Origin of the sequence: Streptomyces rubrogriseus (genome assembly GCF_027947575.1) — a bacterium.
Classification (GTDB): domain Bacteria; phylum Actinomycetota; class Actinomycetes; order Streptomycetales; family Streptomycetaceae; genus Streptomyces; species Streptomyces rubrogriseus.
Window position 1 is genome coordinate 6584700 of sequence record NZ_CP116256.1, and the last position, 19581, is coordinate 6604280.

At 71.7% G+C, this 19581-nt stretch carries 16 protein-coding genes and 1 pseudogene; 3 read left to right on the top strand and 14 right to left on the bottom strand.

Annotated features, from left to right (window positions below; translation table 11 throughout):
- Positions 1-114: 114 nt before the first annotated feature.
- The 7 genes and pseudogenes from truB to rimP all read right to left on the bottom strand — a co-directional run bounded on the left by truB (position 115) and on the right by rimP (position 7204).
- Positions 115-1020, bottom strand: a complete 906-nt coding sequence (gene truB / locus Sru02f_RS29505; protein WP_109035919.1) for a tRNA pseudouridine(55) synthase TruB — start codon at positions 1018-1020, stop codon at positions 115-117.
- Complete coding sequence (gene rbfA, locus Sru02f_RS29510; protein WP_109035921.1) at positions 1017-1499, bottom strand: 30S ribosome-binding factor RbfA; 483 nt, start codon at positions 1497-1499, stop codon at positions 1017-1019. The genes truB and rbfA overlap by 4 nt, the downstream gene beginning before the upstream one ends.
- A gap of 59 nt (positions 1500-1558) precedes the next feature.
- Positions 1559-1852, bottom strand: coding sequence for a DUF503 domain-containing protein (locus Sru02f_RS29515; RefSeq protein WP_109036322.1), 294 nt, complete (start codon positions 1850-1852; stop codon positions 1559-1561).
- A 152-nt stretch (positions 1853-2004) separates the two neighbouring features.
- Positions 2005-5076 (bottom strand): annotated as a pseudogene (gene infB, locus Sru02f_RS29520) (translation initiation factor IF-2).
- Between the two features lie 161 nt (positions 5077-5237).
- Positions 5238-5543, bottom strand: a complete 306-nt coding sequence (locus tag Sru02f_RS29525; protein WP_109035925.1) for a YlxR family protein — start codon at positions 5541-5543, stop codon at positions 5238-5240.
- 102 nt (positions 5544-5645) lie between these two features.
- Positions 5646-6668 carry a transcription termination factor NusA gene (gene nusA / locus Sru02f_RS29530; protein WP_011030401.1) on the bottom strand — a complete coding sequence of 341 codons (1023 nt, stop codon included), beginning with the start codon at positions 6666-6668 and terminating at the stop codon, positions 5646-5648.
- 2 nt (positions 6669-6670) lie between these two features.
- The gene (gene rimP / locus Sru02f_RS29535; protein ID WP_109035927.1) at positions 6671-7204 is read right to left on the bottom strand and encodes a ribosome maturation factor RimP; all 534 of its coding nucleotides are present in this window, start codon (positions 7202-7204) and stop codon (positions 6671-6673) included.
- A 322-nt stretch (positions 7205-7526) separates the two neighbouring features.
- Here rimP and Sru02f_RS29540 point away from each other — a divergent pair, with 322 nt between their 5' ends.
- Genes Sru02f_RS29540 through Sru02f_RS29550 form a run of 3 tightly spaced genes read left to right on the top strand, consistent with a single transcriptional unit; the run spans position 7527 to position 9542 of the window.
- Positions 7527-8090 (top strand): hypothetical protein, encoded by a 564-nt coding sequence (locus Sru02f_RS29540; RefSeq protein WP_109035929.1) that lies wholly within the window; start codon positions 7527-7529, stop codon positions 8088-8090.
- A 3-nt stretch (positions 8091-8093) separates the two neighbouring features.
- Positions 8094-8597, top strand: coding sequence for a ferritin-like domain-containing protein (locus Sru02f_RS29545; RefSeq protein WP_109035931.1), 504 nt, complete (start codon positions 8094-8096; stop codon positions 8595-8597).
- Positions 8598-8636: 39 nt separating this feature from the next.
- A complete protein-coding gene (locus tag Sru02f_RS29550; RefSeq protein WP_109035933.1) occupies positions 8637-9542 on the top strand; it encodes an aminoglycoside phosphotransferase family protein in 906 nt (301 codons plus the stop codon).
- Positions 9543-9917: 375 nt separating this feature from the next.
- Here Sru02f_RS29550 and Sru02f_RS29555 read toward each other — a convergent pair whose 3' ends face one another.
- The 7 genes from Sru02f_RS29555 to Sru02f_RS29585 all read right to left on the bottom strand — a co-directional run bounded on the left by Sru02f_RS29555 (position 9918) and on the right by Sru02f_RS29585 (position 19292).
- On the bottom strand, positions 9918-11621 hold the full coding sequence (locus tag Sru02f_RS29555) for a proline--tRNA ligase (RefSeq protein ID WP_109035935.1): 1704 nt from the start codon (positions 11619-11621) through the stop codon (positions 9918-9920).
- 73 nt (positions 11622-11694) lie between these two features.
- Positions 11695-12237: a GNAT family N-acetyltransferase gene (locus Sru02f_RS29560; protein ID WP_109035937.1), complete on the bottom strand. Its 543-nt coding sequence runs from the start codon at positions 12235-12237 to the stop codon at positions 11695-11697.
- A gap of 58 nt (positions 12238-12295) precedes the next feature.
- Positions 12296-13144 carry a GNAT family N-acetyltransferase gene (locus Sru02f_RS29565; protein ID WP_164276305.1) on the bottom strand — a complete coding sequence of 283 codons (849 nt, stop codon included), beginning with the start codon at positions 13142-13144 and terminating at the stop codon, positions 12296-12298.
- Positions 13145-13242: 98 nt separating this feature from the next.
- Positions 13243-14400 carry a flavodoxin-dependent (E)-4-hydroxy-3-methylbut-2-enyl-diphosphate synthase gene (gene ispG, locus Sru02f_RS29570; RefSeq protein ID WP_087806966.1) on the bottom strand — a complete coding sequence of 386 codons (1158 nt, stop codon included), beginning with the start codon at positions 14398-14400 and terminating at the stop codon, positions 13243-13245.
- A gap of 195 nt (positions 14401-14595) precedes the next feature.
- Positions 14596-15888 (bottom strand): M50 family metallopeptidase, encoded by a 1293-nt coding sequence (locus Sru02f_RS29575; protein ID WP_109036324.1) that lies wholly within the window; start codon positions 15886-15888, stop codon positions 14596-14598.
- 8 nt (positions 15889-15896) lie between these two features.
- Positions 15897-17153: a 1-deoxy-D-xylulose-5-phosphate reductoisomerase gene (dxr, locus tag Sru02f_RS29580; protein ID WP_109035942.1), complete on the bottom strand. Its 1257-nt coding sequence runs from the start codon at positions 17151-17153 to the stop codon at positions 15897-15899.
- A gap of 126 nt (positions 17154-17279) precedes the next feature.
- On the bottom strand, positions 17280-19292 hold the full coding sequence (locus tag Sru02f_RS29585) for an acyl-CoA dehydrogenase family protein (RefSeq protein WP_109035944.1): 2013 nt from the start codon (positions 19290-19292) through the stop codon (positions 17280-17282).
- Positions 19293-19581 lie beyond the last annotated feature (289 nt).

Here is a 19581-nt window from a genome sequence, read left to right on the forward strand (position 1 = left end):
GGGGTGGGTTGGATACACCCTAGGAGGTGGGGGAACCGAGGGGGGACCGTGGAGCGGCGACAGTGGCAGTCCCCGTGTGCGCCGCTCCACGGGCGGACCTGACGGTGTGTGGGCTCAGCCGAAGACGGCCAGGCTCTTCGCCTTGCCCTTGTGCTCCTCGACGAGGGCGAGGAGGCGCCCCTCGGGATCGAAGACGGCGACGGCCCCGACGCCCGTGTACTCCTCGGGCATCTCGAGGCGTACGCCGTTGGTGAGCAGCCTGGCCCGCTTGGCGTCCACCCCCCAGCGCGGGAAGGCGGCGCCGGCCGCGTCCGCGACGGGCATCACGGTGAGCTCCTGCTGGAGCTGGTCCAGGGTCCGGGCGCCGTCCAGCTTGTAGGGCCCGACGCGGGTGCGGCGCAGCGCCGTGAGGTGCCCGCCGACGCCGAGTCCGGCGCCCAGGTCGCGGGCCAGCGCCCGGATGTAGGTGCCGGACGAGCAGGTCACCGAGACCACCAGGTCCAGGACCGGGGTGCCGTCGTCGGCGACGGCGTCCCGGACGTCGTACACCGCGAAGGAGGAGACGGTGACGGGGCGGGCGGGGATCTCGAACTCCTCGCCCTCGCGCGCCCGCTTGTAGGAGCGCACGCCCTTGATCTTGATGGCGCTGACCTTGGACGGCACCTGCATGATGTCGCCGCTCAGCTCGGCCACGCCGGCGTCGATCGCCTCCCGGGTGACCTTCGAGGCGTCCCGCGACCCCGTGATCTCGCCCTCGGCGTCGTCGGTGAGCGTGCTCTGCCCGAGCCTGATCGTGCCCAGGTACTCCTTCTCGGTGAGGGCGAGGTGCCCGAGGAGCTTGGTCGCCCGCTCCACCCCGAGGACCAGGACGCCCGTCGCCATCGGGTCGAGCGTGCCGGCGTGCCCGACGCGCCGGGTGCGGGCGATGCCCCGCATCTTGGCGACGACGTCGTGCGAAGTGAAGCCCGACGGCTTGTCGACGATGACAAGGCCGTCGGGCGTGGTGTGCTTCTCGGTCATTTAGCGGTGTCGTCCGTCTCGTCGGCCTCGACGGCGCCTTCGGTGTCGGTCTCGTCCTCGCCCGGCTTGCGGTACGGGTCCGCCTCACCGGCGTACGCGGCGCCCGCGGACGCCTCGCGCACCTTCTCGTCGGACTGCCGCGCCCGGTCGAGGAGGTCCTCGATGTTGCGGGCGGTGTCCGGCAGGGCGTCCATGACGAAGGTCAGGGTCGGCGTGAACTTCACGCCGGCCGCCTTGCCCACCTCGGAGCGCAGGATGCCCTTGGCGCTCTCCAGGCCCGCCGCGGCGGCCTTCCGCTCCTCGTCGTCCCCGTAGACCGTGTAGAAGACGGTCGCCTCCCGCAGGTCACCGGTGACCCGCGTGTCCGTGATGGTGACGTGCGAGCCGAGCCGCGGGTCCTTGATCCCGCGCTGCAGCTTCTGGGCCACCACCTCTCGGATGAGGTCCGCCAGCCTTTTCGCCCGCGCGTTGTCGGCCACTGGTCCGTCTCCCGTTCTTTCTTCTTCTCTTGCCTGATCTGGTCTTCTGCCCGATCTGGTCAGTCGTCGTCGCCGTGCAAGCGCCGCCTCACCGACAGCAGCTCCACCTCGGGACGGCCGGCCACCAGCCGCTCGCACCGGTCGAGCACGTCGCTGAGGTGGCCCGCGTCGCCGGACACCAGGGCCAGGCCGACGACGGCCCGGCGATGGAGGTTCATGTGCTCCACCTCCGCCGCGCTCACCGCGTACTTCCGCTGGAGTTCGGCGACGATCGGACGGACGACGGAGCGCTTCTCCTTCAGCGAATGTACGTCGCCGAGGAGGAGGTCGAAGGACAGCGTCCCCACATACATGTGCAGCCGGTTCACCCGCCGGTCCGGGATCGATGGCCCCGCCGCGAACGGGCGGGATCATCTGAACCGTACAACGAACGGCCGGGGCCGATCGACGGATATTGTGCTCCGCCGACCGGCCCCGGACCGGTCACTCCCGGAAGTCGCGGTACTTACACCCGCGGCTTCTCGCGCATCTCGTACGTCGCGATGACGTCGTCGACCTTGATGTCGTTGAAGTTTCCGAGGTTGATACCGCCCTCGAAGCCTTCGCGGATCTCGGTGACGTCGTCCTTGAAGCGACGCAGCCCCTCGATGTTGAGGTTCTCCGCGATGACCTTGCCATCGCGCAGGAGGCGCGCCTTGGTGTTGCGCTTGACCTCGCCGGAGCGGATGAGAACACCCGCGATGTTGCCCAGCTTGGAGGAGCGGAAGACCTCGCGGATCTCCGCCGTGCCCAGCTCGACCTCTTCGTACTCCGGCTTGAGCATGCCCTTGAGGGCCGCCTCGATCTCCTCGATCGCCTGGTAGATGACCGAGTAGTACCGGACGTCCACGCCTTCGCGCTCGGCCATCTGCGCGGCACGCCCGGCGGCGCGCACGTTGAAGCCGATCACGATGGCGTCGGAGCCCATCGCCAGGTCGATGTCGGACTCCGTGACCGCACCGACGCCGCGGTGCAGGACGCGGATGTCGACCTCTTCGCCGACGTCCAGCTGGAGCAGGGAGGATTCCAGCGCCTCGACCGATCCGGACGCGTCGCCCTTGATGATCAGGTTGAGCTGCTGGACCTCGCCGGCCTTCAGCACCTTGTCCAGGTCCTCCAGCGACACGCGGCGCGTGCGCTTGGCGAACGCGGCGTTGCGCTCGCGGGCGGCGCGCTTCTCCGCGATCTGGCGGGCCGTACGGTCCTCCTCGACCACGATGAAGTTGTCACCGGCGCCCGGGACGTTGGTCAGACCCAGCACCTGGACCGGCGTGGACGGACCCGCCTCGGCGACGTTGTTGCCGTTGTCGTCGAGCATGGCGCGGACGCGGCCGTAGGCGTCGCCCACCACCATCGTGTCGCCGACCCGCAGGGTGCCTCGCTGCACGAGGACCGTCGCCACGGCACCGCGGCCACGGTCGAGACGGGACTCGATCGAGATGCCCTGCGCGTCCTGGTGCGGGTTGGCCCGCAGGTCGAGCGAGGCGTCCGCGGTGAGGACCACGGCCTCCAGCAGGGAGTCGATGTGCAGACCCTGCTTGGCGGAGATGTCGACGAACATGGTGTCGCCGCCGTACTCCTCGGCCACCAGGCCGTACTCGGTCAGCTGACCGCGCACCTTGGTCGGGTCGGCACCCTCGACGTCGATCTTGTTGACCGCGACGACGATCGGGACCTCGGCCGCCTTGGCGTGGTTGAGCGCCTCGACCGTCTGCGGCATGACGCCGTCGTTGGCCGCGACGACCAGGATCGCGATGTCGGTCGACCGGGCACCGCGGGCACGCATGGCGGTGAACGCCTCGTGACCCGGGGTGTCGATGAAGGTGATCTTGCGCTCTTCGTCGTTGACCTCGGTCGCGACCTGGTAGGCACCGATGTGCTGGGTGATGCCGCCGGCCTCGCCCGCGATGACGTTCGTCTTGCGGATGGCGTCGAGCAGTCGGGTCTTGCCGTGGTCGACGTGACCCATGACCGTGACCACCGGAGGACGGACGACCAGGTCCTCCTCGGACCCCTCGTCCTCGCCGAACTCCAGGTCGAAGGACTCGAGCAGCTCGCGGTCCTCCTCCTCCGGGCTGACGATCTGAACCGTGTAGTTCATCTCGCCGGCGAGGAGCTGGAGCGTCTCGTCGGAGACGGACTGGGTCGCGGTGACCATCTCGCCGAGGTTCATCATGACCGCGACGAGCGACGCCGGGTTGGCGTTGATCTTCTCCGCGAAGTCGGTGAGCGACGCACCGCGCGACAGGCGAATGGTCTCGCCGTTGCCGCGGGGCAGCATCACGCCGCCGACCGACGGGGCCTGCATGGCCTCGTACTCCTGGCGCCTCTGCCGCTTCGACTTGCGACCGCGACGCGCGGGACCGCCGGGACGGCCGAAGGCGCCCTGCGTGCCACCACGGCCACCGGGACCGCCGGGACGACCGCCGAAGCCGGGACGGCCACCGCCGCCGCCGAAGCCGCCGCCGCCACCGGGACGACCGGCGAAACCGCCGCCGCCACCCGGACGACCGCCGCCGCCACCACCGGGACGACCGGCGAAGCCGCCGCCACCGGGACGACCGCCGCCGCCGCCGGGACGACCGGCACCGCCGGGACCGCGACCGCCGCCACCGGGGCCGGGACGCGGGCCGAGCAGCGGGACGCTGCGGCATCATGCCGGGGTTCGGACGCGGGCCGCCGCCGGGACGGGGACCTGCGCCGCCGCCCTGCGGACGGGGCATCGAGCCCGGGCTCGGACGGTTGCCGCCCGGAGCCTGGGGACGGGGACCGCCGCCCTGACCGCCGGGACCCTGCGGACGGGGACCGCCGCCGGGAGCACCACCGGGACCGCCCGGGCGGGGGCCGCCCTGCGGACGGGGCGCCGACGGGCGCGCCATGCCGGCGTTGCCGCCGGAGGTGAAGGGGTTGTTACCCGGACGCGGACCGCCGGGACGGCCGCCGGGACGCTGCGCCGGGGCACCGGGACGCTGACCACCGGGACGGCCCTGGCCGCCCTGCTGGCCACGGTCCTGGCCCGGGCCGGACGGACGGGCGCCGCCGGGCTTGGGGGCACCGGGACGCGCACCGCCGGGCTTCGGACCGGACGGAGCCGGGGCCGGAGTCGACGGAGCGGCGGGAGCCGCCGGCGGAGCGGTGAACTCCGGCGCGGCCGGGGCCGGACGCGGCGCGGGCTTGGGGCCCGGCGTCGGACGCGGACCCTGGGATGCAGCTGGCGCGGGGGCGGACGGGGCCGCGGGCTGCTCGGCAGCCGCGGGCTTGGTGCGGCCGGCGGCCGCGGGGCAGCCGGACGGGCCGACTGCGCCGGGGACGGCGCCGACGGCCTGGGGGCGGCCTTCTTGGGGGCCGCGGGGCGGCCGGCGGAACGGCCGTTGCCGCCGCCCTGCTGGAATGCGTCTGTCAGCTTGCGTACTACGGGCGCTTCGATGGTCGAAGACGCCGAACGGACGAATTCACCGAGTTCCTGGAGCTTGGCCATGACGACCTTGCTCTCGACGCCGAACTCCTTGGCGAGTTCGTAGACCCGGACCTTAGCCACTTCGCTCCTCTGAGGTCCGGGTTGCGTCCGGACCGTCGCTAGTTCATGGGCGTACTCATCGCGTACTCATCGAGTGCTCATCGCAATCTCGACCTGCTTTCGACTCGCGAGGTACCAAGCCGCGCGGGGTTCCGCGCGGCATGTCTTCCTTACCACGTTGCTCACATGCTGCTTTCAGCAACCTTGTTGCAACCTTCTGCCTGCTCGACGTAGTGGCGCAACGCCTTTACGTCGAGCGGACCCGGGACGCGGAGCGCCCGCGGAAACGCCTTGCGGCGCACCGCCTGGTCGACACAGTCCGGTGCGGGGTGTACGTACGCACCCCGGCCGGGCAGCGTACCGCGTGGATCAGGGGTGCAATGACCCTCGACCGCCACGGTGCGCAGCAGCTCGCTCTTGACCGCTCGCTCCCGGCACCCCACGCAGGTGCGCTCGGGGCATGCTCGGGTACGTGTCCGGCCAGACACTCCTAAGTCTACCTCCCCGGATCGACCTCACCCCTTCGGGGCAAGAATCGAACACGTGCCGCACGCAAAGCTGTCGTGATCTCAGCGGCGTGCGGCTTGGATCTATTCCCCGCGGCCGCCGGACGACTGCTCCGGCGACGCGTCGGAGGGCTGCTCGGTGTCCGGGCGGATGTCGATCCGCCAGCCGGTCAGCCGGGCCGCGAGCCGGGCGTTCTGGCCCTCCTTGCCGATGGCCAGCGAGAGCTGGTAGTCGGGCACGATCACGCGTGCGGAGCGGGCCGCCAGGTCCACGACCTCCACCTTGGAGACGCGGGCCGGGGAGAGCGCGTTCGCCACCATCTCGGCCGGGTCGTCCGACCAGTCGACGATGTCGATCTTCTCGCCGTTCAGCTCGCCCATGACGTTGCGCACCCGGCCGCCCATGGGGCCGATGCAGGCGCCCTTGGCGTTCAGGCCCGAGCGGGTCGAGCGCACGGCGATCTTGGTGCGGTGGCCGGCCTCGCGGGCGATCGCGGAGATCTCGACGGATCCGTCGGCGATCTCCGGCACCTCCAGGGCGAAGAGCTTCTTCACCAGGTTGGGGTGCGTGCGGGAGAGCGTCACGGAGGGGCCCCGTACGCCCTTGGCCACCCGGACGACGTACGAGCGCAGGCGCGCGCCGTGCGGGTAGGTCTCGCCCGGCACCTGCTCCTGCACCGGCAGGATGGCCTCCAGCTTGCCGATGTCCACCAGCACGTTCTTCGGGTCGCGGCCCTGCTGGACCACGCCGGTGACGATGTCGCCCTCACGGCCGGCGTACTCGCCGAGCGTCGCGTCGTCCTCGGCGTCGCGCAGCCGCTGCAGGATGACCTGCTTGGCGGTGGTGGCGGCGATGCGGCCGAAGTCGGACGGGGTGTCGTCGAACTCGCGGGCCGCCTGGCCCTCCTCGAGGTCGTCGGGGTCCTCCTTCGCCCACACGGTCACATGGCCGGTGTTCCGGTCGAGCTCCACGCGCGCGTGCCGGCGGCTTCCCTCGGTGCGGTGGTAGGCGATGAGGAGGGCCGACTCGATCGCTTCGACCAGCAGGTCGAAGGAGATCTCCTTCTCCCGTACCAAGCCCCGCAGGGCGCTCATGTCGATGTCCACGGCTACGCCTCCTCCTCTTCCGTCTTGTTGTCGTGTTCCGTCTGGCTGTCGTTCTTGGTGTCCTTGCGGTTGAACTCGACCTGGACGCGCGCCTTGTCGATGTCGCCGAAGGGCAGTCTGCGGGTGGTGGGCCTGCGGCCCTTCACTCCTGGTACTTCGAGGTCGAGTCCGTCCTCGTCCACGGCGAGGATGCGGGCGACCAGTTCGCCGCCCTCGTGCAGCTGGAAGCGGACCAGGCGGTCCGTGGCGCGCACGTAGTGGCGGTGCTGGGTGAGGGAGCGCTCGGCGCCGGGGGTGCCGACCTCCAGGGTGTACTCCCCCTCGCCCATCGCGTCGGTCTCGTCGAGCTTCGCCGAGAGCGCGCGGCTCACATCGGCGATCCGGTCGAGGTCCGCTCCGGTGTCGGAGTCCACGACCACGCTCAGCACACGCCTGCGGCCGACCGAGTCCACCGCGATCTCTTCGAGGTCCAGTCCCTGGGAGGCGATGAGCGGCTCAAGCAGCTCTCGCAGCCTCTCGCTCTGGGTGGTGCTCATCCGGGTGACTCCTCGGCCGCGTGTGCTGTTGTGGGTCGGTGCGCGTGTCTGGTCAAAGGGTATCCGGTCGCGGGGGGTGTTGCCGTCCACCCGGGTCCGGCGGTGCCGGTGAGTGGTGGGCGGGCGGGGCACGGGTACCGTGATCACGGGCGGGTGGGACTGCGGGGTTCCGGCTCGTTGATCGTCGGTCTGCCGCTCGTTCGTCGTTGGTCTGTCGCTCGTTCCGTGGTTGGTCTGTCGCTCGTTTGTCGTTGTGCTTCTCGTTGTCGTCGCTTTGTCGTCTTGTCGTCGTTTCCGTACGAGCCTGTCGAGGACGTCTGCCGTGTCGCTTTCCCCATCGCCGCGCCCGCCCCGGGGGCCGCGCAGAAGGAGCCTGCTCGCGTCGGCCGCCGGGGCCGCCCTGCTCGCCGGCTGTACCGGAGGGCCGGGCTCCGGCGAGGCGGGGGCCTCGCCCTCTGCTGTCGAGCGGGCACGCGCGCGTGCGGCCCGGGACAGTGAGGAACTGGCCGCGCGGTACGCGGCCGTGATCGCGGCACATCCGGGGCTGGCGGAGCGGCTGCGGCCGCTGCGGGAAGAGGTCGTGCGGCACGCGGAGGCGTTCGGCGCGGTGCGGGCGGCCACGCCGACGGCGTCGGGGACTGCGGCGGGTACGGCGGCTTCCCCTTCGGCCTCCGCCCGGGCTGCCGGGCCGGCGAACGACTCCGACGGCGCCGATGCCGTGCCTGCGGACGAGAAGGGGGCCCTGGCCCTGCTCGCCGGGGCCGAGCGGAAGCTGGCCGGCCGGCGGGCCGAGGCGCTGCTCGATGTGCCGGGTGAGTCGGCGCGGCTGCTGGCCTCCGTCGCGGCGGCCGGGGCGGCGCACGTGTTTCTGCTGACGGAGGGCTGACGGGTGGGCGAGGCGGAGAACGGGCGGCTGGACGCCCTCCAGGCGGCGCTGGCCGCGGAGCACGCGGCCGTGTACGGCTACGGCGTCGTCGGCGGGCGGATCGCTGAGGAACGGCGTGCCGAGGCGCGGACGGCGTATGACGCGCACCGGGCGCGGCGGGACGCGCTGGCGCGCGAGGTGCGGGATCTGGGAGGCGAACCGGTCGCCGCGGCGGCGGGGTACGCGCTCCCCTTCTCGGTGCCGGACTCGGCGGCGGCGGTGCGGCTGGCGGCGGAGCTGGAGGACCGGGTGGCGGGGGTCTACTCCGACCTGGTGCGGGCGGCCGAGGGCGACGGGCGGGCCTCGGCGGCCGGGGCGCTGCGCGAGGCGGCGGTCCGCGCGGTGCGCTGGCGGGGCGGGAGCGTAGCCTTCCCTGGGCTCGCCGAGCGGGTCAGCACACCGGCCGGGCGGGGTGCCGCTCCGGATGCCTCCGACACGGCGACGGCGACGGCCTCACCGACTGCGTAACGCGTACGGCTCTCCGTACGGGAAGGGAACGGCTCGCGCATGGCTTTCGAACCGCCGCGGCGTTTGGTCAGGGCGTTCGGCGAGACGGCACCGGAGGGTGACGACTGGTTGGCGACGCTGCCCGAAGTGGCGGAGCGGGCGGTGGCGCGGCGGGGGTTGACGGTCGAGCGGGTGCAGGTGCCCGGGGGTCGCGGCAGCCTGGTGGTGCTGGTGCGGACGGCCGAGGGGGTGCCGGCGGTGCTGAAGCTCGCCCCGCGCCGGGCTCGGCCGGAGAGTGAGCGGGCGGCGCTCGTGCACTGGGGTGGGCGGGGTGCCGTGCAGGTGCGGGAGGAGGGGGCGGAGGCCGAGGAGGGCGTGCTGCTGCTCGAGCGGCTGCATCCGGACGTGTCGGTGCGGTCGTTGCCGGAGGCGAAGGCGTTGCTGGAGGCGGCGGGGACGCTGCGGCGGCTGTGGGTGGAGCCGCCGGAGTCCCATCCGTTCGAGACGGTGGCCGAGCGGACGGGGCGGCAGGCGGAGGCGATGCGGGCGGGAGCGGCGGCGGACGCGGAGGTGGCGCCGTTGGTGGACGCGGCGCTCGCGGCGCGTGCGGAGTTGCTGGGCGGGCCGTCGGAGCAGCGGCTGCTGCATGGGACGTTCCGGCAGAGCAAGGTGCTCGCCGGGGATCGGATGCCGTGGCTGGCGGTGGGGCCCGATCCGGTGGTCGGGGAGAGTGCGTTCGATCTGGCGCGGCTGGTGCGGGACCGGGTGGAGGATCTGATCGCGCAGCCGTCGGGGGCGTCGACGACTCGGCGGCGGATCAAGCGGCTGGCGGAGTCGCTGGAGGTCGATCAGGAGCGGCTGCGGGGGTGGACGCTGTTCCGGGCGGTGGAGTCGGGGGTGCGGGCCCGGCGGGTGGGGCGGGAGCGGGACGCGGAGCTGTTGTTGGAGTTCGCGGGCTGGTTGTGACCGTGCGGGTGCCTGCGGCGGCCTGTGCGGGTGCGGTGGGGTACGCGTAGCGCGGTACGTCCGGTGGGTGGGTCGGGGTCGCGCCGGGGGGTGTCCGTCCTCGGAACGGCGCGGAATCGGTCACTTGAAGAGGCTCGACGCGTTGACGCGCCAACCGCTGCGGGCGGACACCCCCCGACACGCCCCCTTCTCGCCGTACGCGGCTCTCCCGCCGCGTCGCCTACGCCGCTCCGCCCTAGCTGCGGGCAGTCGTGCCGCTGGGGCGGCACGGGTGGGCGCAGCGGCACGCCGCTACGCCGGGCTGCGCTCCCCCCTCGCGCCCGCACGCACCCCTGGCACCCGGTGCTACGCCGGGTGCCAGGGACCGCCCGGGCGTCAGCTCGTGAGGCGGGTGAGGGCCTCCTCGACCGTTACTTCCTCGCGCTCGCCCGTGCGGCGGTCCTTCAGTTCGACGACGCCCTCGCCCGAGCGGCGGCCGGCCACCAGGATCTGGGGGACGCCGATGAGTTCGGCGTCGGTGAACTTCACGCCGGGAGAGACCCCCGCCCGGTCGTCCACCAGGACGCGGACGCCGGCCGCGGCCAGCTTGTCGGAGACCTCCAGGGCCAGCTCGGTCTGCAGCGCCTTGCCCGCGGCGACCACGTGGACGTCGGCCGGGGCGACCTCCTTGGACCAGACCAGGCCCTTGTCGTCGGCGTGCTGCTCGGCGAGGGCGGCCACCGCGCGGGAGACGCCGATGCCGTAGGAGCCCATGGTGACGCGGGCCGGCTTGCCGTTCTGTCCGAGGACGTCGAGCTTGAGGGCGTCGGCGTACTTGCGGCCCAGCTGGAAGATGTGGCCGATCTCGATGGCGCGGTCCAGCTTGAGGCCGGTTCCGCAGTTGGGGCAGGGGTCGCCTTCGCGGACGACCACGACGTCGACGTAGGTGTCGACCTCGAAGTCGCGGCCCGCCACGACGTTCTTGGCGTGGGTGTCGGCCTTGTTGGCGCCCGTGATCCACGCGGTGCCCGGTGCGACGCGGGGGTCGGCGATGTACTTGACCTTCTCGCCCAGGCCCTGCGGGCCGACGTAGCCGCGGACCAGGTCGGGGCGGCCCACGAAGTCCTCGGCGGTGACCAGTTCGACGGCGGCGGGGGCGAAGTGGGCCTCGACCTTGTCCATGTCGACCTCGCGGTCGCCGGGCACGCCCACGGCGACGATCTCGCCGTCCACCTTGACGAGGAGGTTCTTGAGGGTGGCGGAGGCCTCCACGCCGAGGGAGGCGGCCAGCGTCTCGATGGTGGGGGTGTCGGGGGTCGGGATGTCCTCGGCGGCGGGGACGTCCGTGGCGTCGACCGGCGTGAGGCGGAAGGTGATCGCCTCCGTGTTGGCCGCGTAGTCGCAGTTCGGGCAGTCCGCGAAGGTGTCCTCGCCGGCCTCCGCGGGGGCCAGGAACTCCTCGGACTTGGAACCGCCCATGGCGCCGGCGGTGGCCGCGACGATGCGGTAGTCGAGGCCCAGGCGCTCGAAGATGCGCTGGTAGGCCGCGCGGTGCAGGGCGTAGGACTCGGCGAGGCCCTCGTCGGCCACGTCGAAGGAGTAGGAGTCCTTCATGAGGAACTCGCGGCCGCGCAGGATGCCGGCCCGGGGGCGGGCCTCGTCGCGGTACTTGTTCTGGATCTGGTAGAGGATGACCGGCAGGTCCTTGTAGGAGGACGCCTGGTCCTTGACGAGGAGGGTGAAGATCTCCTCGTGGGTGGGGCCGAGGAGGTAGTCGCCGCCCTTGCGGTCCTGGAGGCGGAAGAGTTCGGGGCCGTACTCCTGCCAGCGGCCCGTGGCCTCGTACGGCTCGCGCGGCAGCAGGGCGGGGAGCTGGACCTCCTGGGCGCCGATGGCGTCCATCTCCTCGCGGACGATGCGCTCGATGTTGCCGAGGACCTTCTTGCCGAGCGGCAGCCAGCTCCACAGGCCGGCGGCGGTGCGGCGCACGTAGCCGGCGCGGACCAGCAGCTTGTGGCTGAGGACCTCGGCGTCCGCCGGGTCGTCGCGCAGCGTCTTCGCCATCAACTTCGACATGCGCTGGACCGGTGCGTTGGCCATGGTTCTCGTGTCTCCTGCTGCGTAAGGGTGGTGCTAGGAGGTTAGCCGGGCGGTCCGGTGGGGTGGAAATCGGTTATCGACCGGGGGTGCGCCTCAGCAGGGGGAGCGTGGCGCCCATGACCGCGTACGGCTTGGGGGCGCTGGGGAAGAGGACCCGGCGGGCGAGGTCCTGGTAGCCGAGGGAGCGGTAGAGGCCGCGGGCGGGGCTCTCGGTGTCGATCGCGGAGAGGATCGAGCGGGGCTCGGTGGCGGCGTCGGTGATCGTGGTGATCAGGGAGCGGCCCGCGCCGCGGTTCTGGTGGGACGGGTGGACGTGGAGCTCCGTGATGACGAAGGAGTCGTCGAGCCAGGCCTCGGTGCCCTGGGCGCGGAGGTACGGCTCGACGACGGTGGACCACCAGTGGGTGCGGTCGTTGGGCATGCCGTAGACGAAGCCGACGAGACGGCCCCGGACGGTGGCGCCGAGGGCTCTGGCTCCCGGGTGGGTCATGTGGCGCAGGACGATCTGACGGCGGACGGCCACCTCGTCGGGGCCGAGGCCGAAGGCGGCGGCTTGGACTGCCAGGGCCTCGTCCACGTGCGCGGACAGGTCCAGTGGGCCGATCACGAGGTCCATGCCGGGAGCCTACAGGGGGGGTGGGGCCGGGGTGCCGGGGCAGGTGGTGCGGTGGAGGTCAGAAGAGGACGCTCATGAAGGCGCCCACTTCCTGGAAGCCGACCCGGAGGTAGGTCCGTCGCGCCGCGGTGTTGAAGTCGTTGACGTAGAGGCTCGCCACCGGGGCGACGTCCGCGAGGGCGTAGCGCAGGACCGCCGCCATGCCGGGGGCGGCCAGGCCCTTGCCGCGGTACTCGGGGGCCACCCACACGCCCTGGATCTGGCAGGCGCGGTCGGTGGCGGCGCCGATCTCGGCCTTGAAGACGACCTTGCCGTCGGCGTCGAAGCGGGCGAAGGAGCGGCCGGAGCCGACGAGTTCGGCGACCCGGGCCTGGTAGAGCAGGCCGCCGTCGCCGGCCATCGGGGAGATGCCGACCTCCTCGGTGAACATCGCCACGCAGGCCGGCATGATCCGCTCCACCTCGTCCTTGCGGACGCGGCGGACGTAGGGGTCCGGGGCGATGTCGCCGGGGAGGCGGTCGGCGACCATGAGGGGCTGGTGGGTGCGGACCTCGCGGGCCGGGCCCCAGCCCGGTTCGAGCAGCCGCCACAGCTGGGCGGTCGGGCCGGCCGGGCCGACGATCGAGGAGCAGCGGCGGCCGGCCCGGCGGGCGCGGTCGGCGAAGGCGCGGACGGCCCGCGGCGTGGCGCCGATGGGCACGAGGTTGGCGCCCGCGTAGCACAGGGACGTGAGCATGCCGTGCTCGTACCAGCCCCACATCTCGCCGCCGAGGCGCCACGGGTCGAGACCGGCGATCTGGACGCGGGCGGTCACGAAGGCGTTCGCGACCGGGTCGCGGTCGAGGATGGCGAGCGCGGCGTCCAGGTCGCTCGGTTCGAGCACGCGGGAGGTGGTCTGCGTCAACACGTGCGGGGGCCTCACCCTGAGATCTGCTGGTCCCCGCACTGTACCTGCCGCGAATATGCCGCGCCGCCCCCTGGGGCGACGCGGCACCAGGGGGTGGATCAGCCCGCGACGGAGACGGAGGGTTCGCCGGAGGTCACGCCGTCCTTCTCCATCTGTTCGGCGATCTTCATGGCCTCGTCGATGAGGGTCTCCACGATCTTGGACTCGGGGACGGTCTTGATGACCTCGCCCTTGACGAAGATCTGGCCCTTGCCGTTGCCGGAGGCGACGCCGAGGTCGGCCTCGCGGGCCTCGCCGGGGCCGTTGACGACGCAGCCCATCACGGCCACGCGGAGGGGGACCTCCATGCCTTCCAGACCGGCGGTGACCTCCTCGGCCAGCTTGTAGACGTCGACCTGGGCGCGGCCGCAGGACGGGCAGGAGACGATCTCCAGGCCGCGCTGGCGCAGGTTCAGCGACTCCAGGATCTGGATGCCGACCTTGATCTCCTCCACCGGCGGGGCGGAGAGGGAGACCCGGATGGTGTCGCCGATGCCCTGGGAGAGGAGCGCGCCGAAGGCGACCGCCGACTTGATGGTGCCCTGGAACGCCGGGCCCGCCTCGGTGACGCCGAGGTGGAGGGGGTAGTCGCACTGGGCGGCGAGCTGGCGGTAGGCCTCGACCATGACGACCGGGTCGTTGTGCTTGACCGAGATCTTGATGTCGCGGAAGTCGTGCTCCTCGAAGAGCGACGCCTCCCAGAGGGCGGACTCGGCGAGGGCCTCGGGGGTCGCCTTGCCGTACTTCTGGAGCAGGCGGCGGTCGAGGGAGCCGGCGTTCACGCCGATGCGGATGGGCGTGCCGTGGTCCTTGGCCGCCTTGGCGATCTCCTTGACCTTGTCGTCGAACTGCTTGATGTTGCCCGGGTTCACCCGGACCGCGGCGCAGCCGGCCTCGATCGCGGCGAAGACGTACTTGGGCTGGAAGTGGATGTCCGCGATCACCGGGATCTGCGACTTCCTCGCGATGACGGGCAGCGCGTCGGCGTCGTCCTGGGTGGGGCAGGCCACCCGGACGATCTGGCAGCCGGACGCCGTCAGCTCGGCGATCTGCTGGAGGGTGGCGCCGATGTCGGAGGTGCGGGTCGTGGTCATGGACTGCACCGACACGGGGGCGTCGCCGCCCACCGCCACGGGCCCGACCTGGATCTGCCGGCTCTTGCGGCGCTCCGCGAGCCTGGTCGGAACGTCCGGCATGCCGAGAGAAATCGCAGTCATCTGCTGTGCAACCCCAAGTCGTGGATCAAGGTCCGGCCCCGTTCAGCGGCGGGCTCCGGCCTTCGAGATTACGGCACCGACATGAACGCCGGGTACGCGGCGTACGGGAGATGCACCCTATGGCGTCCATCTGCCGGGCGAGGCGAGTGAAGCCCGGTCCGGAGGGACATGCTCTCCGGATCGGGCTTCTCGTCGTCAGGTGATGCGGACCGGGTTGACGACGTCCGCGACCAGCACCAGCAGCGTGAAGCAGACGAAGACGCCCGCCACCACGTAGGCCACCGGCATCAGCTTCGCCACGTCGAAGGGCCCGGGGTCGGGCCTGCGCAGCACCTTCGCGGTGGCGCGGCGCAGCGACTCCCACAGCGCGCCCGCGATGTGGCCGCCGTCGAGCGGCAGCAGCGGGAGCATGTTGAAGAGGAACAGGGAGAGGTTGAAGCCGGCCACCAGCATGACGAACATGGCGAGCTGCTGGGTGGGCGGGATGTCGAGGGTGGCGATCTCGCCGCCGACGCGGGCCGCGCCGACGACGCCCATCGGGGAGTCGGCCTCGCGGGGTCCGTCGCCGAAGGCGGCGTCCCACAGGGCGGGGATCTTGGCGGGCAGGGCGGCGAGGTTGTCGACGGCGTCGCCGATCCGGTCGCCCATCCAGGTCACGGACTGGCCGAAGTCCTGTTTCACCACGCCGTTGGCGGAGCTGAAGCCGAGGAAGCCCGCGGTGACGTACTCGCCCTGGACGATCTGTCCGTTGGAGTCCTTCTTGGCGACCTTGTTGGTGGCGATGGTCGCGTGGAGGGTGATCTCCTCGCCCTTGCGCTCGACGACGACCGGCACGTCCTCGCCGGGGTTGGCGCGGATCAGGTCGGACAGCTTGTCCCAGTCGTCGGTGCGTACGCCGTCGAAGGCGAGGATCTTGTCCCCGGCCCGCAGGCCCGCCGCCGCGGCCGGGGAGGCCGGGTCGGACTTGGCGCAGTCGTCGCGGTTCTCGCTCTGCGAGATGACGCACTGGGAGACCGAGCTGACGGTGGTGGTCTGCTGGGAGATGCCGAAGCCCATCAGCACCGTGAGGAAGAGCACCACGGCGAGGATCAGGTTCATGAACGGACCGGCGAACATCACGATGACGCGCTTCCACGGCTTGCGCGTGTAGAAGAGGCGCTTCTCGTCACCGGGCTGCAGTTCCTCGAAGGCGGCCGAGCGGGCGTCCTCTATCATCCCGCGCCAGGGCGAGGTGGAGCGTGCTTCCATGCGGCCGTCGGCGCCGGGCGGGAACATGCCGATCATGCGGATGTAGCCACCGAACGGGATGGCCTTGACGCCGTACTCGGTGTCGCCCTTCTTCTTCGAGAAGAGCGTCGGTCCGAAGCCCACCATGTACTGCGGCACCCGGATGCCGAACATCTTGGCCGTGGACAGGTGGCCCAGCTCGTGCCAGGCGATGGAGAACAGCAGGCCGACGGCGAAGAGGACTATGCCGAGGATGAACATCAGGGTCGTCATGCACGGGCCTCCGCCGTCTGTGCCGCCAGTTGCCGGGCCCGGGCGCGTGCCCAGGTCTCCGCTTCGAGGACGTCCGCGACGGTGAGCGAGGTTCCCGTACGGGGGGTGCCGTGCTCCTCGACCACCCGCGTGACGGTCTCCATGATCCCGAGAAACGGCAGCGCGCCGGAGCGGAACGCCTCGACGCACTCCTCATTGGCGGCATTGAACACCGCCGGGGCCGTGCCCGCGAGCTGTCCGACGTGCCTGGCCAGGTTCACCGAGGGGAAGGCCTCGTTGTCGAGGGGGAAGAACTCCCAGGTCGAGGCCTTGCTCCAGTCGAAGGCGGGCGCGGCGTCGGGGACGCGTTCGGGCCAGCCGAGACCCACGGCGATGGGCCCGCCCATGTCGGGGGGCGTGGCGTGGGCCAGGGTCGATCCGTCCGTGTACTCAACCATCGAGTGGACATACGACTGCGGGTGCACGACCACCTCAATGCGGTCGAAGGGAATGTCGTAGAGCAGGTGGGCCTCGATCACCTCCAGGCCCTTGTTGACGAGCGTCGCGGAGTTGATCGTGATCACCGGACCCATGGCCCAGGTGGGGTGGGCGAGGGCGTCCTCGACGGTGACGGCCGCCAGCTGGTCCCTGGTACGGCCGCGGAACGGGCCGCCGGAGGCGGTGACGACCAGCTTGCGCACGTCGGCGCGGGTGCCGGCGGCCAGCGCCTGGAAGAGGGCGGCGTGCTCGGAGTCGACCGGGATGATCTGGCCCGGCTTGGCCAGCGCCTTGACCAGCGGGCCGCCGACGATGAGCGACTCCTTGTTGGCCAGCGCGAGGGTGCGGCCCGCTTCCAGGGCGGCGAGCGTGGGCGCGAGTCCGATGGAGCCGGTGATGCCGTTGAGCACGGTGTGGCAGTCGGAGGCGGCGACCTGGGTGGCCGCCTCCGGCCCGGCGAGGATCTCGGGGAGCGGCTCGCCCGTCCCGTACTGGGCGGTGAGCGCCTCCCGGAGCGCCGGTACGACGTCCTCGCGGGCGACGGCGACGGTCCGCGCCTTCAGCCGGTACGCCTGCTCGGCGAGGAGGGCGACCCGGCCGCCGTTGGCGGACAGGGCGGTGACCCGGAAGCGGTCCGGGTTGCGCAGCACGAGGTCGATGGCCTGGGTCCCGATCGACCCGGTGGACCCGAGGACCACCACGTCCTTCGGGCCGTCGCCCGCCACCGGGTCGTAGACGAGGTGGGGGTCGGCGAGTGGGGCTGGACTGTCGCTCATCCCCCCATTGTGTCCGCAACGGCCCTCCGGGAGGACAGCGCGTCCCTCGGTCGGGTGTCGCGGGCCCGCGCGGGAGATCGCCGAGGCGGCTCTCCCGCGCGCGTTCCGTCCGGGCGGGGCCCCGGGTCAGCCGATGGCGCGGCGGACGTTCTCCCGCCGGGACGGGCCCGGGGCGGCTTCCGCGATCCACGGGCCGGTGCCCGACGGGTCGACGACGCCCTCCTCCAGCCACTCGTAGGCACCTCCGAGCACGCCCTTGACGACCTTGCGGTCCAGGTCGTCGGTGTTGCTCCACAGGCGGCCGAAGAGTTCCTCGACGCGGATGCGGGACTGGCGGCAGAAGGCGTCGGCGAGCTGGTACGCCTCGCGGCCGTGGTCGTCCTTCACGCGCAGGTGCTCGGCGCGCACGCACGCGGCGCTCATCGCGAACAGCTCCGCGCCGATGTCGACGATCCGGCCCAGGAAGCCCTGCTTGGTCTCCATCCGGCCCTGCCAGCGGGACATGGCGTAGAAGGTGGAGCGGGCGAGCTTGCGGGCGGTGCGCTCGACGTAGCGCAGGTGGGAGGAGAGGTCGGGGTGGCCCGAGGGGTGGAAATCCGCGTACGAGCGCGGGAGTTGACCGGGGCCCGCGACGAGCTTCGGCAGCCACTTGGCGTAGAAGACGCCGGCCTGCGCGCCCGCCCTCGCCTTGTCGGAGAGGGTCTTGTCGGGGTCGATCAGGTCGCCGGCGACGGAGAGGTGGGCGTCGACCGCCTCGCGCGCGATCAGCAGGTGCATGATCTCGGTGGAGCCCTCGAAGATGCGGTTGATGCGCAGGTCCCGCAGGAGTTGCTCGGCGGGGACCGCGCGCTCGCCGCGGGCTTCGAGGGAGGCCGCGGTCTCGAAGCCCCGGCCGCCGCGGATCTGGACCAGTTCGTCGGCCATCAGGCAGGCCATCTCGGAGCCGTAGAGCTTGGCCAGGGCGGCCTCGATGCGGATGTCGTTGCGGTCCTCGTCGGCCATCTGGGAGGAGAGGTCGAGGACGGCCTCCAGCGCGAAGGTCGTCGCCGCGATGAAGGAGATCTTGGAGCCGACCGCCTCGTGCAGCGCGACCGGCTTGCCCCACTGCTCTCGCACCGCCGACCACTCGCGGGCGATCTTCAGACACCATTTGCCCGCCCCGACGCACATCGCGGGGAGGGAGAGGCGGCCGGTGTTGAGGGTGGTGAGCGCGATCTTGAGGCCGGCGCCCTCCGGACCGATGCGGTTGGCGGCGGGCACCCGGACCCGGTGGAAGCGGGTGACGCCGTTCTCCAGGCCGCGCAGGCCCATGAAGGCGTTGCGGTTCTCCACCGTGATGCCTTCGGAGGCCGCCTCGACGACGAAGGCGGTGATGCCCCCCTTGCCGTCCTTGACGTCCTTGCCGTCCTTGCCGTCCCTGCCTCCCTCGCCCTTCTGCGGCTTCGGGACGCGGGCCATGACGACGAGCAGGTCGGCGACCACGCCGTTGGTGGTCCACAGTTTCACGCCGTCCAGGACGTAGTCGTCGCCGTCCCGGACGGCCGTGGTGGCCAGGCGGGCCGGGTCGGAGCCGACGTCCGGCTCGGTGAGCAGGAAGGCCGAGATGTCGGTGCGGGCGCAGCGGGGCAGGAAGGTGTCCTTCTGCTCCTGGGTGCCGAACATCTTCAGCGGCTGCGGCACGCCGATCGACTGGTGGGCGGAGAGCAGCGCGCCGATCGCGGGGTTCGCGGATCCGACCAGGGCGAGGGCCTTGTTGTAGTAGACCTGGGTCAGGCCGAGGCCGCCGTACTTGGTGTCGATCTTCATGCCGAAGGCGCCCAGCTCCTTCAGCCCGGTGATCACGTCGTCGGGGATCCGCGCGTCGCGCTCGATCACCGCCCCGTCGATCTTCGTCTCGCAGAAGTCGCGCAGCTTGGCGAGGAACTCCTCGCCGCGCTGTACGTCCTGGTCGGCCGGGAGCGGGTGGGGGTGGAGGAGGTCGAGACGGAAGCGGCCGAGGAACAGCTCCTTGGCGAAGCTGGGCTTGCGCCAGTCCTGTTCCCGGGCCGCCTCCGCGACCTGGCGGGCCTCACGTTCGGTGACGGTGGGTCGGGAGGAGGGAGAAGCAGAGGAAGAGGAGGGGGTGGGTGGTGCGGACATGAGGCTCACCTCGCCACGATTCGTCCTGCACGAACTTGCGGACGTACGTTACTAGTCGGTGCTACCCGATCGTATGTACCCGATCCGGGGCGACCCAGCCACCCTTCGTGCGGCCGTTCGGCCGATACTGCGGGGGGAGACCGGGAGACGGGAACGCGGAGGACGAGCGAGTCGAAGCGCTTCGACGGACTATGGACACCCACCCACACTGCGGCTACTGTCGAACCACCCTCGCCCCACTCCTACTGGTCCCGCGCGCTGTCGAAGCGCTTCACAAAACTTGGAGAGC

Bases quoted from the DNA above. Each gene is read 5' to 3' on its own strand.
- truB (WP_109035919.1), bottom strand. From the start codon at position 1,020: ATGACCGAGAAGCACACCACGCCCGACGGCCTTGTCATCGTCGACAAG.
- Sru02f_RS29515 (WP_109036322.1), bottom strand. From the start codon at position 1,852: ATGTATGTGGGGACGCTGTCCTTCGACCTCCTCCTCGGCGACGTACAT.
- rimP (WP_109035927.1), bottom strand. From the start codon at position 7,204: ATGAGCACCACCCAGAGCGAGAGGCTGCGAGAGCTGCTTGAGCCGCTC.
- Sru02f_RS29550 (WP_109035933.1), top strand. From the start codon at position 8,637: ATGGCTTTCGAACCGCCGCGGCGTTTGGTCAGGGCGTTCGGCGAGACG.
- Sru02f_RS29555 (WP_109035935.1), bottom strand. From the start codon at position 11,621: ATGGCCAACGCACCGGTCCAGCGCATGTCGAAGTTGATGGCGAAGACG.
- Sru02f_RS29560 (WP_109035937.1), bottom strand. From the start codon at position 12,237: ATGGACCTCGTGATCGGCCCACTGGACCTGTCCGCGCACGTGGACGAG.
- ispG (WP_087806966.1), bottom strand. From the start codon at position 14,400: ATGACTGCGATTTCTCTCGGCATGCCGGACGTTCCGACCAGGCTCGCG.
- Sru02f_RS29575 (WP_109036324.1), bottom strand. From the start codon at position 15,888: ATGTTCATCCTCGGCATAGTCCTCTTCGCCGTCGGCCTGCTGTTCTCC.
- dxr (WP_109035942.1), bottom strand. From the start codon at position 17,153: ATGAGCGACAGTCCAGCCCCACTCGCCGACCCCCACCTCGTCTACGAC.
- Sru02f_RS29585 (WP_109035944.1), bottom strand. From the start codon at position 19,292: ATGTCCGCACCACCCACCCCCTCCTCTTCCTCTGCTTCTCCCTCCTCC.